Origin of the sequence: Microcoleus sp. C2D2 (genome assembly GCF_036702495.1) — a bacterium.
Taxonomy (GTDB): domain Bacteria; phylum Cyanobacteriota; class Cyanobacteriia; order Cyanobacteriales; family Microcoleaceae; genus Microcoleus.
Genome location: NZ_JAUBTO010000161.1, coordinates 1 through 16,958 on the forward strand (window position 1 = coordinate 1; position 16,958 = coordinate 16,958).

A 16,958-nucleotide genomic window follows, 5' to 3' on the forward strand; every position below is an offset into this window, starting at 1 on the left:
ACTGTAGAGGCTGTTGCGGTTGAATTGGGAAGCCCGCGTTCTATCTGTACTCAGATGAACGTCGGGTAATTCACTAGATTGAACTCACACAAAACGGTATCGCAATGGTCGTCGGCGAATTCAAACCAGGTTTAGAAGGTGTTCCCGCCACCTTGTCCAGCATTAGCTACGTCGATGGACAAAAAGGGTTGCTGGAATATCGCGGGATTAGCATCGAGGAACTGGCAGTCAAAAGTTCCTTTCTGGAAACTTCATATTTATTAATCTGGGGGGTACTTCCGACAAAGGAAGAACTAGAAGCTTTCGAGCATGAAATTCGCTATCACCGCCGGATCAAATATCGCATCCGGGACATGATGAAATGCTTTCCTGAAAGAGGACATCCAATGGACGCCCTGCAAGCTTCAGCGGCCGCCCTGGGCTTGTTCTACTCCCGCAGAGCTCTGGCTAACCCAGCATACATTCGAGAAGCTGTAGTGCGGCTGCTAGCTAAGATTCCCACAATGGTAGCAGCGTTCCAGCAAATGCGACGGGGAAATGACCCGGTGCGACCGAGGGATGACTTGGACTACTCGGCTAACTTTCTTTATATGCTCAACGAGCAAGAACCCGATCCCCTGTTAGCTAGCATTTTTGACACTTGTCTGACTCTCCACGCTGAACATACAATTAATGCCTCTACATTTTCGGCAATGGTAACAGCTTCGACACTGACAGACCCTTACGGAGTGATTGCTTCAGCAGTTGGCACTTTGGCGGGGCCGCTGCACGGGGGAGCTAATGAAGAAGTGATTGATATGTTGGAGCAAATTGGTTCGGTACAAAATGTGCGGGCTTTTGTCGAGAAGAGCGTTGCAAATAAGGACAAAATTATGGGTTTCGGTCACCGAGTTTACAAGGTGAAAGATCCGAGAGCAACGATTCTTCAGAGGTTGGCGGAACAGTTGTTTGAGAACTTCGGCCGCGACGATTATTACGACATTGCTGTCGAGTTGGAAGAAGTGGTTGAGGAGAAATTGGGTCACAAAGGAATTTATGCAAATGTAGATTTCTATTCGGGTCTGGTTTACCGAAAAATGGGAATTCCGATCGACTTATTTACACCGGTTTTTGCGATCGCCCGCGTTGCCGGCTGGTTGGCCCACTGGAAGGAACAGCTAGAGGCAAACCGCATTTACCGCCCTACTCAAATATATACGGGGACTCACGGTGCTCCTTATATTGCGATCGAGGACAGGCACTCATCCTATAGCACAATTATCAACCCAGATATCTAAATGGCGAGAGGAATTGTTTTGCTTTCGTGAAGTGTTGAATTAAAAATTGCTTTCGCGTTGCGAATCAGGAAGCAATCTCTGTCTGCCAAAAACTGCCCTGCTGGGTTGCACCCCTCTTGTATGTTGTGCTGTTTTTTGGCGACAATAGTAAGAAGTGACGATTTTCAGGAAGTCCGGTCCTCAGACTTGCGGGTCTGAGGCTTTTTATTGCCAAACGAACTGCGATTTTTCCTTGAGACTTATATCGTTTGCGGTTGCATCACAATAATAAAATCCAGTCAACAGTTAACACTCAACCATTGAGTTTTTCCACCCCTCCTTCTACAGTCAACAGTCAACTCTCAACAGTCATTAGTCCTTAGTCATCAGTCAACTCTCAACAGTCATCAGTCAACTCTCAACAGTCATCAGTCAACTCTCAACAGTCAACTCTCAACAGTCAACTCTCAACAGTCAACAATCACCGACGGTGCAACCGGAATTGATATTAGCTGCCACATTTAGCAAAAGTAGCAAACAGATTAAACCCATTCATCCTCCATGCTATCCACGTGCGATCGCCACTCAACAGACCCCCAGCCGTCAAGCTTCTATCTCGATCGGCATAACCTTCCCACCCCAACATAGCCGCAGTCGGATAATGGCCGGGAAACTCTCCAGGGATTAACCTGATACCTGTACTGCTAACTCTCCACCCTACCTGTTTACTAAATGCTACGATTTGATCCTCGCAAGTCTCACACTTCATTCCTCCCACTTGCTCCCAAATTTGCAACTGCGGGGTAAATCCATATTTGCCCTCGCTGTATTTCGTCCACAATTGATCGATTTGGCGGAGGTTTGGGCAAGTTACATTGTCTGGGTTTTCATTAATGACTCTCGTAGTTTCCCGATTTGCCAGATACCACTTGTGAGCTTTCAATAAAGCTTGAAGTTTTTTGAATTCGCTATTTTTTTCTTGAGAATGAACGCTCAATAGGGGTTGCATCACCATAAAGGAGGCAGCAACTAAGGCAACTGTCAATCGGGTGTTAAACTTCACGGTAAAAAACCTATTTTTGTATTTTTTATTGGAATTTTTTCTAGGCTCTGATATATCTGCCACACAACCTATAGCAATCCTAAATCATTTGTGAATTTCTTACTCCCGGACCGCGAGTTCGGGGAGGGTTGGGGTCGGGTAAAAAATTTACGACTCATGCAAGGATTGCTATATGCAATCTTTATAGCACCAATTTTAGATAAAGTTGCATATAATTCAGTTCTCCGCAGTAGACGAAGCAATTCCTAGGGCTAAATTAACTGGTTCCCAGGCATAGCCTAGGAACCGATGTAAGCGAGGCTGTGCCTGACAAAGAGTAGAATCTAAACAGATTGAGTTACATGATGGCGGCTGGTCAATTTATCCAATTGATTCACCAACAAACTTAGGAACAATCCCACATCGGTAACAACTCCAGTAGATTCGATCGAACCCCGATCGCTCAATTTCGTCACCACCGCCGGATTAATGTCCACACAGACCATCTTCACACCCGCCGGCGTCATATTTCCCACACCAATTGAGTGCAGCATAGACGACAGCATTAACACCATATCCGCACCCCGTAACAGCTCAGTATATTCTTCTTGAGCCTTAACTAAATCCATTTGCGTGTCGGGAAGTGGCCCGTCATCGCGGATCGAACCGGCAAGAGAAAACGGTATATTGTTCTTTACGCACTCATACATCACACCGTTAGTAACCAAGCCTGCTTCAACAGCTTTTGCAATACTCCCGTAACGCCGCACAGCGTTAATTATTTTCAAGTGGTGACGGTGTCCGCCGCGCACAGCAACACCGCGTTTCATGTCAACCCCTAAAGAGGTTCCCATATTCGATTGTTCCATGTCGTGAACCGCGATCGCATTTCCACCTAACAGCGCTTGTACGTAACCTTCACGAATTAAGTGCGCTAAATGTTCGCCACCGCCGGTGTGGATAACAACAGGCCCCGCCGTAACTACAACTTTGCCACCGCGATCGCGAATTTGGCGCAATTCCCACGCTACTTGTTCCACCACCAATTCTACACGGCGCTCGCTAGAAACGCTGCCCGACATAAAGCTGAATTCTTGAGAATTGCGCTGTTCCCGCGATTCTGTTTTGCGGATTGTGCGGATACCCACTACATCTACAACGACTTTTTCACCTACTTTTAAATCTCGCAGTAACTTGCATTGAGCCACTAAACCATCGGCAGTTTCAGTAATAGCAACTGCACTGTCCATCCGCTGATTTTGCACTTTCACCCACTGGTTATTTACCCGCACTTCTGTGGGATAAATCGTACTCACATAAAAGTCGTCCGGACCGACGCCATCTTGCACTACCGGTTCTAAAATAGCGTCGCAAATCTCTTGCGGCGGGGGCACTGCACCCAAGTCAATCAGCAGTCCCATGATTTCTTCCATCACATCGTGGGAAGGAGCCGAAACTTTAACGTCTGCACTGGATGTGCTTTGCCGCTGCTCTCCTAAATTGAAATTGAGCACTTGGAAACTGCCGCCGTTTTCGATAATTAAGTCTAAAGCGCGACTGATTAAACCAGCATCTAGCAGGTGCCCATCCATGCGAATTGTGCGGCTTTCTACCATCACGTTTGCCGATCGATCTTCTTGCACCGGTTCCGTTACCCGCAGCGTCAAACACTTACAGGCGCCGCCCGCTTTCAGAAATTCGGTCATCGGCGTTTCAATTACTCGAAAACCGACATTAGTGATGCGCGTTTTCAAGGCTTCGCTAACCTTGTTCATTACCACAACTTTATCAATATTGACGGCATTGCAGGCAAAGTTAGCGGCATCTGCTTCTTCAATAGCAATGCGTTTTTCTGGTGGTACCCGCATTTCAATTAAGCGGTTTGAGTAGGAATCAAATGCTGCTGGGTAGTAGAGCAAATAGCCGCCTGTCAGAGGACAAAAACAGGTGTCAAGGTGATAGAAACGTTCGTCAACTAAACGCAGCGAAAGCACTTCTATGTTGAGCCATTTTGCTAGTAACGGGTGCGAGTCGAGTTCGGAACGGAAGCCGTATCCGGCCCACAACCAGCGTCCTTCGCGATCGAGCAAAGCATCGCCAGCGCCCTCAAACGGCAAGTCTTTCGGGAGTTCGTGCACGGTGAAACCTTTGCTTTCAAACCATGCTTTGAAATAGGGCTCTTCGCCTTGGCGTTCTTTGTGATAGAAACGGCTGAGGACGAAGGTATTGCCTAAAAGTAAGCCTGCGTTGGCGGTGAACACCATATCCGGCCAGCCTTTTGCCGGCGGTACCAGGTCTACCACCGCGTTGTCTTTGAGGACGCGGTAGAGTTTTTCCCACTGTTCGACGGCGCGATCGCGCGACGATTTGTGGACATTTCCCTCCATCCACGGATTAATCACGTAGTCTACATCGTAGTGGTCGGGAGCGCACATGAGGAAGCGAATTGAGTCAGTCATAATTCAGTAAAAATGTGGTAAACGCTACAGCAGACGTATGTTGACAGAGTTTGTATAAAAGCAACTGTAATATCCACTACTAATTGTAGCAGCGGAACGTCTGGAGCCTTAAAAGGGTAACTTTTTATTATATCACGCTTAGGATGAAATTACACTAAATCACAGACCGTTCGCAGGAAATACAGGAGAAAATGTCAGGTTTTGAGGCACCATAAAATAGGTTCAGATAGACGATTAATACGATCTCCGTTGAATTGTCGCCAATCTGACGGTAGGGGCGGGTTTAAACTCGTCTCTAGCTTATATTAGAGATTGTTGGCTCACGAGCCCCTACAATAATTAGGGTTAATTTACCGGGCATGAGATAACAGCTTATCCTAATTTTTAACTTTCAACTTTTGCGAAATCGGCAGTTCGATCGCAAATTCAGTTCCCCGGCCAAATTCTGAATGACACTCCAACTTACCGCCGTGGGTATCTTTCACAATTTGGTAACTAATCGACAACCCCAAACCAGGGCCCCTTCCCACAGGTTTTGTAGTAAAAAATGGGTCAAACATCCTTGACTGAACTTCGGGACGGATACCGGGCCCGCTATCAGAAATCCGCACACACACTTGATTTTCTCTGCTGACTTCCGTAGTAATGCGAATCTGGTTAACTTTGCAAGCACTGTTTACTGATGACTCTTCCACAGCGTCGATCGCATTCGACAGTAAATTCATAAATACCTGGTTTAATTGAGCCGGATAACACTCGACTTTTGGCAGTTTGCCGTAATTTTTAATAACTTGAATTTCCCCACGTTTGAGCTGTGACTGCAATCGGTGCTGCAAAATTACTAAAGTGCTCTCTATCCCTTCATGAATATCTATTACTTTGCGCTCTGTTTCGTCGAGTCTCGAAAAGTTTCGCAAAGACAACACGATCTGCTTAATTCGGTTAGCACCTTGTTCCATTGAACCCAGCATTTTCGGAAAATCCTCAGCGATAAAATCTACTTCTAGTCCTGCCAATTCTTGGGCAATTTCGGGAACTGGTTCGGGGTAGTATTGCTGGTAGAGCTCGATCACTTTTACCAAATCGCGAGCGTACTGTGCGGCGGGAATAATATTGCCGTAGATGAAGCTGACCGGGTTATTAATTTCGTGGGCAACTCCCGCTACCATTTGCCCGATACTTGACATTTTTTCGGCTTGAATGAGCTGGGATTGAGCATTTTTTAAGTCTTGCAGAGTTTGCTCTAGCTGTTGCGCTTTTTCTCGTTCTCGCTGTTCGCTAAGAAGCAAAGCTGCTTCGGATTGTTTGCGATCGCTAATATCGATATGCGTGCCCGTCATCCGCAAAGGATTTCCCGAAGCGTCGCGTTCCATCACCTTCCCTTGAGTCAAAATCCACTTCCACTCGCCGGATTTTGTCAGCATCCGAACTTCCTTTTCGTAAGTCGGATCTTTGCCTTCTAGGTGAGCATTTAGCGCTGCTTTAGCCGGAGGCAAATCCTCTGGATGTACCAGTTGCTCCCACAATGCGAAACTATTTTCTACCTCCTCTACTTCATATCCCAGCATCGTTTTCCACCGCGAATTAAAATATACTTCTCCCGTGACAAGATTCCAATCCCACAATCCCATCGCACTCCCTTCAAATGCCAGATAAAAACGTTCTTCGCTAATAAGCAAAGCTGCTTCGACTTGTTTTCGATCGCTAATATCCATGACTGTTCCCAACAGTTTTATTACTTCCCCGGTTTCGCTAAAAACAGCTTCTCCCCTTGCTTCCACGTATATAATTTGACCGCTAGGATGCAAAAATCGAAACTCTCTTTTGTAGGAAATGCCTTGTGAGATAGCGTGGGTGACAGTTTGTTGGAACAAGTCTCTGTCGTCGGGATGACACATCTGTAAATGTTGGGCAAATGTCGGTTCAGGTGCGGTTGAGTCAAGACCAAAAATGCGGAATACTTCTTCTGACCAAGTAATTTTATTTGTGACGACATCAAATTCCCAACTGCCGATATGGGCAATTTTCTGGGCTGCTGCTAGAGTAGCTTCGCTTTGTTGAAGTTTAATTTGCTGTTGTTTATCTTGTTCGAGAAGATTGGCTTGAGCTCTGGCAATTCCCATTTGTGCCGCCACAGTTTTCAATAATCCGATCTCATCTTGCGTCCAGTGGCGGGGGCGATCGTACTGGTGCAAGCATATCATTCCGTTGGCTTTTCCCTGGTAGGAGGTGCGGATGGAGATCATCGACTTCAAACCTATTTGACAGTACAAATCTCTGACGTTTTCTAGCAGGGGTTCTGCAAAAACATCATCATAAACTACAGGTTGATCTTGGGACAATAAAAACTGAGTGTGACGGTTGCCATCTACGGTAATTTCTACATCTAAAAGCGATTTTGCGGCAGTTTTTCTGTACTCAGCCACATTATAAATGCTAGGAATTGGGTGTTCTGTGTAGGTGTGAATCAAGCAGCAATCGGCATTAAAAATTCGGCCTATTTGGGCCGCGGCTGTTTGAAAAATTTGCTCCGGCTGTAAGCTGTAGCGAATTTCCAGAGTAATTGTTTCGAGCAAAAATATTTGCTTGAGTTGTCGTTCCAAAGCAGCTAAAGCTGTTTTAAGTTCGAGTTCTGCTTGTTTGCGATCGCTAATTTCAGTAGCCGTTCCCAGGATTTTCCAAGGTTTGTCGTCCGCTGTTCTGGCAAACACGGTATCCCGGCTCAAAAACCAGCTAGATTCACCGTTTTTGTGCTGAATTCGGTACTCAAACTCAAAGCTTTCACCGTCTTTTGCTGTCTCAATCCTGCTGATATGTTCTGAAAATCCCGGCAAATCCTCAGGGTGTATAAAGTTAGGAAGAAATGCTCCTGCCATCTGCTGTATTTCTTCAAGGGTGTAGCCAATATCGCTATAGATTTCCCGGTTGATATAGACAGTTCGCTGTTCTATCAAATCGTAAACGTACAAAAGATTAGGATTTGTTTGAATTACTGCCGACAGCCAGCGTTGGCTGTCTCGAAGTTCTGCTTCGACCCGCTTGCGTTCTTCTATTTCTGCTTGCAGTCGCGCATTTTGTGCTACAATTTCCTTAGAAAGCCGACTGAGCAGCATTTGATTTTCGACGCGGGCCACCACTTCTGCTATTTCAAACGGTTTACTAATGTAGTCTACCGCCCCCACTGAAAAAGCTTTGACTTTATCAAATACTTCATTTAAAGCACTGATAAAAATCACAGGAATATCTTTGGTTTCCGGACAAGCTTTTAGCTGTTCGCAGACTTGATAGCCATCCATACCGGGCATCATGATGTCCAGCAAAATCAAATCCGGTGGAGTAGACAAAGCAAATTTGAGAGCAAATTTGCCATCTCGTGTCGGCCGCACTTTATATCCCCGCTTAGACAAAAGCTGGTATAAAAGACGCAAGTTTTCTGGGTGGTCGTCCACCATTAAAATATTTTCTTGTAAGGCAGTGTTTTGAAGCGTAAGTGTTTCTAGTCTTGGATTTTTCTCGTCAGTTGTATTCACAGCAGAGCCTCGAACTATTCAAATTTTATATGTGGGGATATTGTTAAAGCCATTTACCGCTTGTACCTAAAACTCTCAGAAAAATCCCCATAACTATCGGATATATATAGCGCACCCTAAATTATCTGTCATTATATCAAAATTAAGGCTCGTTTAAAAATGTTTGCGGATCAAATTATCGCAGCAGAGCGAGACAACAGGCGAGATTCCTCAAATCACAGGCTCAGCAAGCAACTTTTATTAAAAGTAAAACTTTTACAGTCTCTCAAACCCGGTTTTGCCTGCATTTACCGGGTGGCTCGGGGTTGTGTTTTTGCAGTAGATACACTTACTCGAAACGGCAACTAAACCAGCCCTAACCATTCGTGTCAACTTAAAACTAAAATCCTTTGTCTCTCGGGTTTGTATCCAAGTCTTGAGTCCCCTCGCATCCCCCTTCTTAATGGGGACTTTGATTGCTCTTTTACCCCCCTTCTTAAGGAGGGCTAGGGCGATACAAGCAGAATTGTCAAACAGTATACCGTTACTAAATTTGAGCTTAAGTTGACACCAATGCGCCCTGAAAAACTACAATATCTTATATCTTATTGGCGCCGTCGGGCTGATTTATGGTATCTTTGTCTGAGCCGACAATTCCCCGCCAGCGGCGTACACGGCTTTCACATTATACCAATTCAGAAAAATCCGAGCAATTTCTAAAGCTAACTGCGGCTTGCCTCGGTCAATCAACCACTGCAAAAAAGGAGCCATCGTCCGCTCGTTCAGCATCCCGCCGAAGGATAAAAATCCCCACAGAATTTGGTGCAAAAAAGTCATTTGAATCATCATCCGTACTTCCCAACTTGGGTGTTTTTGATAAAACAAAACTCCCATTCTCCCGCGCTGAATTTCTCGGTCAATCATGCCGGGAACTTGCTCTAAACTAAAAGGTGGATGCCAGTGATAGCCGACAGCAGCCGGACATTTAATCAGTTTCAAACCTAATTTTTTCAACCTGACACCCAATTCTAAATCTTCCCATCCGTACAGTTGAAAGCGAGTGTCAAAGAGCCCAGCAGCCAGCAGCCAGTGGCGGGCGATGGCCACATTTCCCGTAGCAAAATAAGCAGCCGAAAAATCGGTTATTTTGTAAGGTTCCGAAGTAGGATTGTCGAAATTGCAAGTATTAATCACGCTGCCGTAAGTAAAAACCGCATTAGTATCTTTGTAACCCTGTAGCAAAGCATCTGTATGTGCTTGCAAAAAATGCTCCGTTACCACCAAGTCGCTGTCAATAAAAATAATTGTATCGCCCTTAGCATCTTCAACGCCCAAATTCCGGGCAGCGGCGGGGCCTTGGTGACATTGGGCGATCGATCGCACATGAGGCAACAAGTCGGCATTTGCCACCAACCACTCCAGGGTCCCGTCCGTCGAACCGTCGTCCACGACAATTACTTCATACTCTCTGACAATCTCACCGAAATGCTGATTTTCCAAAGCCAGTAGACATTTTGCCAAAATCGGTTTACGATTGTACGTCGGAATCACAACACTAAAAAACACGGCTTTTCCCCATCGCCACAGTTACCGTATCCCACGGTAGCAGATTTTTCGCAGCAACTCCCCGGGGAAATAGCAAAGTTTAACAAAAAAAGAATATATAAATCTGTACTATTTCTGACAAGAATGGATCTCAATTAGGTGCATAATGAAAAGTCGGTTAAATATCACATCTTGCACCATTCTCCAGAACAGGCAAGATGCCTGTTCCACAAACATTTAATTTTATTGTGGGGCAGGCATCTTACACCATTCTCAAGAACAGGCAAGATGCCTGTGCCACAATAATTTAATTTTATTGTGGGGTGGGCATCTTGCCCGCCCTGAAAAGCTTAGTGACAATGGTGCAAGATGTCAGTTAAATTCAGGATGTAAATAGCAATGAGTCGCGCTAAAAAAGTTGTACTAGCATATTCGGGCGGAGTCGATACCTCCGTCTGCATTCCTTACCTCAAAAACGAGTGGGGTGTGGAAGAGGTAATTACTCTGGCTGCGGATTTGGGACAGGGAGACGAATTAGAACCGATCCGCAAAAAAGCTTTAGCATCCGGTGCTTCGGAATCTTTAGTTATTGATGCTACCGAAGAATTTGTCAAAGACTATGCGTTTCCAGCGATTCAAGCTAACGCACTTTACGAAAACCGTTATCCCCTTTCGACTGCCCTGGCTCGCCCGCTGATTGCTAAATTGTTAGTAGAAGCTGCCCAAAAATACGGTGCAGATGCGATCGCCCACGGTTGCACAGGTAAGGGAAACGATCAGGTGCGGTTCGATGTGTCGATCGGCGCGCTCAACCCGAAGATTAAAATCTTAGCACCGGCGCGGGAGTGGAAAATGAGCCGGGAGGAAACGATCGCATACGGCGAGAGATGCGGCATTCCGTCGCCTGTCAAGAAGTCTTCGCCTTACAGTATCGATCGCAACTTATTGGGAATGGCAATTGAAGCCGGAATCCTCGAAGATCCTTGGGCGGAACCGCCGGAAGAGGTGTATTTGATGACAAAGGCGATCGAGCAAACTCCCGACACACCCGAATATATTGAAATCGGTTTCGAGTTCGGAAATCCTGTCAGTTTGAACGGCAAAGAGTTATCACCAGTCGCCTTAATTTCCCAACTCAACGAGATAGTTGGAAATCACGGAGTCGGGCGCATCGACATGATTGAAAACCGCCTAGTCGGGATTAAATCGCGGGAAATTTACGAAACACCAGCGATTTTAGTGTTAATGCACGCGCACCGGGACTTAGAAAGTTTGACGCTGACAGCAGATGTAACGCGATACAAGCGAGGCATCGAAGAAACCTACAGCCAAATGATTTACAACGGCCTTTGGTACAATCCTTTAAAAACAGCTTTAGACGCATTTATTCAGGACACGCAAAAGCGAGTAACCGGAACCGTGCGACTCAAACTATTCAAAGGAAATGCCACAATTGTCGGTCGCAAATCCGACAATTCGCTGTACAGTTTCGACTTAGCAACTTACGGCGCTGAGGACGAATTCGACCACAAGGCGGCCGAAGGCTTTGTCTACGTTTGGGGACTGCCGACCCGCATTTGGTCGGAGAAGAATCGGGGTTAGAATTTGTTAACAGTTATGGACGCAAAGAAACCGGGTTTCTCTCAAAAATCTTTGCTTTCTCAACCATAGATAGGAAGAAACCCGGTTTCTGGCCTCGATGTGCGTCCAGGACTGACAAACAAAGTCCGCGCAACGCGAGACTAAGAGTAAGGTGGGCATTGCCCACCTTATTTGTTATAGTATAGATAAAATAATTTTAAAATCCTAGTGAGTTTGGTATAATAGAAGTGGTCGGAATCTACAATTATAAAAAACTCCATAGAAAGCCAATGATTGCAAATCAAAACCAAAATTACATCTCACCGGAAGAGTATCTGAAATTAGAAGAACTCAGCCTGGTTAAACATGAGTATATTCAGGGCGAAATCTACGCAATGGCAGGTGCTACTGAATCTCATGTGACAATATGTGTCAACTTAGTCAAAACACTAACCGATCATGTCCGGGGCAATGGCTGTAAGCTCTACACTGGAGATATGAAAGCCCGAATTGATACAGCAAATATCTACTACTATCCTGACGTGATGGTAAGCTGCGACGAGCGAGACAGAGCTTTTAAATCTTTTAAAAAATATCCTTGTTTAATTATCGAGGTTTTGTCTGATGGAACTGAAGGATTCGATCGGGGCGATAAGTTTGCTGACTATCAAGAATTAGAAACCCTTCAAGAGTATGTGTTAATTAGTCAAAAGCGGCAGCGGGTGGAGTGTTTCCGTCGCAATGCTGAAGGATTGTGGGTTTTGTATTCCTATACTCAAGGAAGCGAAATTCACTTAGCTAGTGTGGACTTTCGCACTAGCATGGATGCTATCTATGAGGATGTTACATTTACAGGCAATGATTCGGAAGAAGTGAATTGAGATACAATAATCAAAGCCATTAGTCACTCGGCGATTGAAATCGCTCCTTGTCCAACGAAGTCCGCCTGCCCGGACTAAAGAATAAAGCTGCGATCGTAGCAGAATTTAGTATCATGCTTGTACCTGACTCAATATTTCCAAAAACTCTTGCACAACTAGATCCGGTTGTTCGCTGCATCGGGTAGCGTCGTAATGTTTGACAAGAGTAATGCCAGAATCTATCAAAAGCCCGCACTTTTCATCTTCTGTTGTGTTTGGATGGGATAATTCGCTGTCAATTTTCAGTATACCTAGCTTGTTTTGGTGGAAGATCGGAAAGTCAGCTTGTTGGTTTTGTCTCCCTGCGGGTGTTGCGAGTCGGAGTTGGGAGTTGGGGATGAAGAGGGTGGAAGTGCGATCGAGTATTTCGGTAATTTTCACTTGTGCGTCAGCAGGATGCTCGGACGAATTATCTCCGCTGTACCACAAGCGACAAAACTCCTAGAATTCTGTAATAACCTACTGCCATTGATTACTAAAGTGTTTGGGTTTTAGTAAGCGATCGCCTTTGAGCAAACACCCCTAATAATTGCGATCGCACTTCTTCTCCTCCCTTGTTCTCCGCATTCTGTCAATTATAGCGATCGAGGTTTTGAAGTCCGCGCAAGCGTTGCTATCCCGCCGGGAATCGCTCAACTCTTAACTACCTCCAAACCCGTATCTTTAGCTACTTGTTGCGCCACAATTTCCTCCAAAGTAGCGACTCTCTCCCACTTAGACTCTATTGGCTCAAACTGACAGTAGCAAAGTACGATCTCATCCCAGTCGCAGTCTTCGCCAACACCAGGATAGCACTGTACTTTTGCGACAAACCAATCGCTTTGGCGGTGGTAAATTTCTCCGTCTGCGAAACGTTTAGATTCTCCCAAGCGATCGCCTATTTTGGGGATAGTTCGGTTTCTGGAATAATCCATTTCTTCGTGCAGCAAGTAAGTACCCGAACCTATGGCGTCGAGCCTTTTTTCCCATCCAGTCTGTGCACCGTCAGTGCGGTAAATCTTCAGTGTTGGCTTGCATTTAAGCGAGTTAATCTTGGTGGTCATACCACAGCTCCTGAAAGTTAATCTCTTCTCCTACAAACTCGCAGTCTACCTTCAAAACTGGGTCGTTATTAGAAATAAATCTCTGATAATCCCAGCCGTATTTTTTAGCCATTTCGGCGCATTTATCTGGATCGGTCGCCGGTTTTGTAAATCGCTTTTTCTTGGACGGGTCAGTTTAGGACATTTTACCACTTTGGAATTGAACGCCGCAGCCTCATTATACTGCCTTCTCTTTAGATTGTCACAACTGTACCGATGATTTAACTCAATCCAGGAACATCCTCATACAAAGCAGAGATTGGACACTGAAAATTGATACTAGCCAACTCCAGACAGTCCCCCTCACCGTAAGAATAAAAAACCCAACGTCCGGCCACATTGCGACGGTAACAATCTATATTCATCCGCTGTTGAGCGATTAATACATATTCTTGTATAGTTGAGAGCTATCGATAATCCGCAAATTTATCTCCTCTGTCAAACGCCTCAGTTGTGGGAGATAAGACTTCCACTTTATGTGATGTTATGTTAATTACCAATAAAACTGGTTTGTAGTGAGGAGTTTAGTCCTTATTGACTAATAGTTTCGCTATTGGGGACTGAAGTTCTCACTACCAACTCGATGAGTTTTAGGACTGAAGTTCTCGCTACCAACTTGAGGATTTTGAGGACTGAAGTCCTGACTTATTAATAGGCGATCGACAATCATTAGACTTTTTGCAAAAATAGATAATATCTGCGTTAATTTGCGTTAATCTGCGGTTAAAAACAGAAAATCCAGAACTCTTGCAAAAAGCCTAACCACCAATCTTACTTAGTCTTGTCCAAACTCCGCGACTCCCACCAAATAGGAATTGCAATCCAAGCAACTGCTAACAGCAAAGCCAATACCGCAAATTGAGCAGCCCAAGCTACCAATTTCTCTAAAGACACAACTTGTCCTAAGAAGTAGGATAAACTTACCATTACAGATGCCCAACTGGCAGCACCCAGAATGTTGAACAGCGAAAATTTCCAAAAAGGCATTTCTGCAATACCCGCTAGGGGGCTAGCAAAAATTCGCAGCAGTGCAATGAAACGGCCCAAAAATACAGCTTTAGCTGCATTTTGGCTAAACTGTGCTTTTAAGTCAAACAGTTGTTCTTCCCGAAAGCGGAAAAATTGTCCCAGCTTCAGCAGCAGTGGCCAGCCGCCGTATCTGCCGATCGCATAACCGAAATTTCCGCCCACAGTCGCACCGCCGATCGCACTGGCGAGCACAAACCAGTAATTCAGTTCCCCGCTACCAGCTAAAAACCCGCCAGCAATCGTAATAGTCTCACCTGGGAGAGGAATTCCCAGATTTTCCAGTAAAATTCCCAGAAATATTGCCCAATAGCCGTAATCATGGGCAAATTTCTGAATAGTCTCTAGCGATAAAAACTCAAAAGACATTGGATGCTGCCTTCGTAAACTTTTGCAAAGCTCAATACTTTTATATATTGGCTTGATTCAGGCAATAGTGCAATCTTTCGCTGTGATGAAAACCACACTACATGGGCAATCGGTGGTTCAACTAAAAATTAGCCTTTCAGGTATACTAGGTTAATCGAGAATTGTTGCGGTTGCGTTCCGGGCGATCGCGCGGTCAGTTTTCCTACTAAATTTATCACAACGGCTCTGCCCACCGATTCCCACCTCGGTCGATCGCCGTTCCTCAAACCTTAGCTGAAATGCCCTGATTCTTTCAACCAAATCAGCAACTAAACTCACTTATTCATACTTTACGATCGTAGGATAACTGCTATGGAAAATCCCAACTTCAACCAACACATCATCTTCCAGCCTCAAAACTGCCTCGACTCCAAAGCCGGCAGCCTCCTCCGGGAACAGCTAGCCGAGATTGTGCCCGAGCGCCACAAACTCTGGATAATAGACATGGCCGCCGTAGATTTTATCGACAGTTCCGGGATCTGCGCCTTAGTCGCCGGACTCAACGCCGCCCGCCGCCGGGGATGCCGCCTCGTCATCTGCAACCTCTCAGCAACAGTCAGGCTAATATTTGAAATTACTCAACTCGACCAACTCTTTGAAATCTTCGACAGTTGCGACCAAATTATCTCCCCTGAAACTCCGGCTCGAGTTGCTAGATTAAAATCATCTCCCCAGATCAAATCTCAAATCTCAAATTTCAAATAGACTTCAAGTAACCGCCGAGCAAATTTGAAGATCGTAAATAGGCTTATTTGTCAAGCAATACCAATGACAGACAAATAAATCCGGCAGTTGAACGCCGACAGAAGCGATCGCAGGTGCAGCCGGAAAAGGCCAAAGTCGATCGAAACAAATCCTTTCCCCTACGAAGCCGAACTGCATCAAATAAGTCCCCGGCGGCGCATTTAAAAGATTCAGCAAGCGGTAAGCCAACTCATACAACTGCTGCCGCCAAAGATCCGACAAATGCACCGGTTGAGAGTAACTCAAGGCGTCAGACTGCTTAGAAGCTGCAGCACCGATCGCCTCAGCATATAGCGGCCCCTTTGCCGTCAACACCACAGGCAGCCAAAAATTGCCCTCGCCGACGGGAAAAAGCAACTCCTGAGCCACTCGATCGCGCGCCGCCGAAACATTGCCGCAAAATCGAAACACATCTTGAGCGGGAAAAACCAGATTTTCTGGCAGATCCAGCGTCAAAGGACAAACGAGCGCCCCACCCGGAGCGATCGCGCCAGAATTGAGTTCAGAAACCCCACAGATATTGACTTGAGTTAAAGGATGAGATTGAGCGATCGCCGCCTTGAGACTTGCGGCCGGACCTTTCTCGCCACCCGCCACAATTAAAACCTCAGACATTGCCAAAGCTCGGCATTTGAATGCCGCGATCGTCCGTTTCATCGACGCTCGGCAGATCCAAGCCCTTAGCCTTGCGGCTCCGCACAGCCAGACGGTAAGTTACGCTTTGCAACTCAGTGTGCAACTGGCGATTTTCCTTTTGCAGTTGATCCAATTTTTCCTTAATCGGCTCGATCCGTTCGGCAAACTTCTGGCGGTAAACCCCCGGCAATTCCTGAACCACCTGTTCTAGCATCCGAGAGCGATCCGTCAATTCTTGCACCGACTGCCGCAGTTGGTAAACCTCAGCATCCCGCTCCGCGATTTGTTCCTGATAAAAACCCACCTGTTCTTCAACAGCTTGGAGTTGTTCCCGCATTGCCTGGATTTGAGCCTGGTTGCGATCGGAAACGGACGGCGGCGGCACAAAACTCGAATTTCCCTTCACCAGCCTGAAAAGTTCTTGAGACAACTGCTGCACCAATTGGTCGCGCATTTGCAGCTCTTCGGTGAGACGAGATACCTCTGATTGCAGTTCTTTTGAGCTTATAAGTTTACTCTGGTTCACGATGACTCTCAGCTTTTACTATAGAATGTGTTTCTCTTTAAAAATATCTTTCCCTTACCGCAGAGGCAAGAGTTTGTTCAAAAGTTTTGAACCCGTTACGGTGACAACTCCTACACCAACTGAGTAAAGTATGGTGTAGGCTTCTGGGTGACTCCTGCTATTGCATAGGACATTAACTGAGCTTTAAGAACGGGTTGCCCCACCGCTCTATTTTTGATTACTAT

14 protein-coding genes are annotated in these 16,958 nt (G+C 45.7%); 4 read left to right on the forward strand and 10 right to left on the reverse strand.

Annotated elements, in window-relative coordinates:
* Nucleotides 1-104: 104 nt before the first annotated feature.
* On the forward strand, nucleotides 105-1,277 hold the full coding sequence (locus QUB61_RS32540) for a citrate synthase (RefSeq protein WP_333134385.1): 1,173 nt from the start codon (nucleotides 105-107) through the stop codon (nucleotides 1,275-1,277).
* 487 nt (nucleotides 1,278-1,764) lie between these two features.
* Here the strand turns inward: QUB61_RS32540 and QUB61_RS32545 are convergent, their stop codons facing one another.
* The 4 genes from QUB61_RS32545 to QUB61_RS32560 form a co-directional block, all read right to left on the reverse strand.
* Nucleotides 1,765-2,319 (reverse strand): GUN4 domain-containing protein, encoded by a 555-nt coding sequence (locus QUB61_RS32545; RefSeq protein WP_333134383.1) that lies wholly within the window; start codon nucleotides 2,317-2,319, stop codon nucleotides 1,765-1,767.
* Between the two features lie 323 nt (nucleotides 2,320-2,642).
* Entirely contained in the window at nucleotides 2,643-4,757 is a 2,115-nt protein-coding gene (argZ, locus tag QUB61_RS32550) for a bifunctional arginine dihydrolase/ornithine cyclodeaminase (protein ID WP_333134381.1), read from the reverse strand.
* 377 nt (nucleotides 4,758-5,134) lie between these two features.
* Complete coding sequence (locus QUB61_RS32555) at nucleotides 5,135-8,287, reverse strand: PAS domain-containing protein (protein ID WP_333134379.1); 3,153 nt, start codon at nucleotides 8,285-8,287, stop codon at nucleotides 5,135-5,137.
* Between the two features lie 606 nt (nucleotides 8,288-8,893).
* On the reverse strand, nucleotides 8,894-9,832 hold the full coding sequence (locus QUB61_RS32560) for a glycosyltransferase (RefSeq protein WP_333134377.1): 939 nt from the start codon (nucleotides 9,830-9,832) through the stop codon (nucleotides 8,894-8,896).
* Nucleotides 9,833-10,210: 378 nt separating this feature from the next.
* Between QUB61_RS32560 and QUB61_RS32565 the strand changes: the two genes are divergently transcribed.
* Entirely contained in the window at nucleotides 10,211-11,413 is a 1,203-nt protein-coding gene (locus QUB61_RS32565) for an argininosuccinate synthase (RefSeq protein WP_333134374.1), read from the forward strand.
* A 269-nt stretch (nucleotides 11,414-11,682) separates the two neighbouring features.
* Nucleotides 11,683-12,273: a Uma2 family endonuclease gene (locus tag QUB61_RS32570; RefSeq protein WP_333134372.1), complete on the forward strand. Its 591-nt coding sequence runs from the start codon at nucleotides 11,683-11,685 to the stop codon at nucleotides 12,271-12,273.
* A gap of 111 nt (nucleotides 12,274-12,384) precedes the next feature.
* Here QUB61_RS32570 and QUB61_RS32575 read toward each other — a convergent pair whose 3' ends face one another.
* The 4 genes from QUB61_RS32575 to QUB61_RS32590 form a co-directional block, all read right to left on the reverse strand.
* On the reverse strand, nucleotides 12,385-12,741 hold the full coding sequence (locus QUB61_RS32575; protein ID WP_333134370.1) for a hypothetical protein: 357 nt from the start codon (nucleotides 12,739-12,741) through the stop codon (nucleotides 12,385-12,387).
* Between the two features lie 203 nt (nucleotides 12,742-12,944).
* On the reverse strand, nucleotides 12,945-13,355 hold the full coding sequence (locus QUB61_RS32580; RefSeq protein WP_333134368.1) for a hypothetical protein: 411 nt from the start codon (nucleotides 13,353-13,355) through the stop codon (nucleotides 12,945-12,947).
* Nucleotides 13,339-13,467, reverse strand: a complete 129-nt coding sequence (locus QUB61_RS32585) for a hypothetical protein (protein ID WP_333134366.1) — start codon at nucleotides 13,465-13,467, stop codon at nucleotides 13,339-13,341. Before QUB61_RS32585 ends, QUB61_RS32580 begins: the two co-directional genes overlap by 17 nt.
* Nucleotides 13,468-14,165: 698 nt before the next feature.
* The gene (locus QUB61_RS32590; RefSeq protein ID WP_333134364.1) at nucleotides 14,166-14,789 is read right to left on the reverse strand and encodes a DedA family protein; all 624 of its coding nucleotides are present in this window, start codon (nucleotides 14,787-14,789) and stop codon (nucleotides 14,166-14,168) included.
* A 351-nt stretch (nucleotides 14,790-15,140) separates the two neighbouring features.
* Here QUB61_RS32590 and QUB61_RS32595 point away from each other — a divergent pair, with 351 nt between their 5' ends.
* Nucleotides 15,141-15,533 (forward strand): STAS domain-containing protein, encoded by a 393-nt coding sequence (locus tag QUB61_RS32595; protein WP_333134362.1) that lies wholly within the window; start codon nucleotides 15,141-15,143, stop codon nucleotides 15,531-15,533.
* Between the two features lie 3 nt (nucleotides 15,534-15,536).
* On the opposite strand, the gene QUB61_RS32600 is transcribed toward QUB61_RS32595, so the two are convergent.
* Both QUB61_RS32600 and QUB61_RS32605 read right to left on the reverse strand, forming a co-directional pair.
* Complete coding sequence (locus QUB61_RS32600) at nucleotides 15,537-16,187, reverse strand: hypothetical protein (protein WP_333134360.1); 651 nt, start codon at nucleotides 16,185-16,187, stop codon at nucleotides 15,537-15,539.
* The gene (locus QUB61_RS32605; protein ID WP_333134358.1) at nucleotides 16,180-16,734 is read right to left on the reverse strand and encodes an Npun_F5560 family protein; all 555 of its coding nucleotides are present in this window, start codon (nucleotides 16,732-16,734) and stop codon (nucleotides 16,180-16,182) included. Before QUB61_RS32605 ends, QUB61_RS32600 begins: the two co-directional genes overlap by 8 nt.
* Nucleotides 16,735-16,958: the final 224 nt, after the last annotated feature.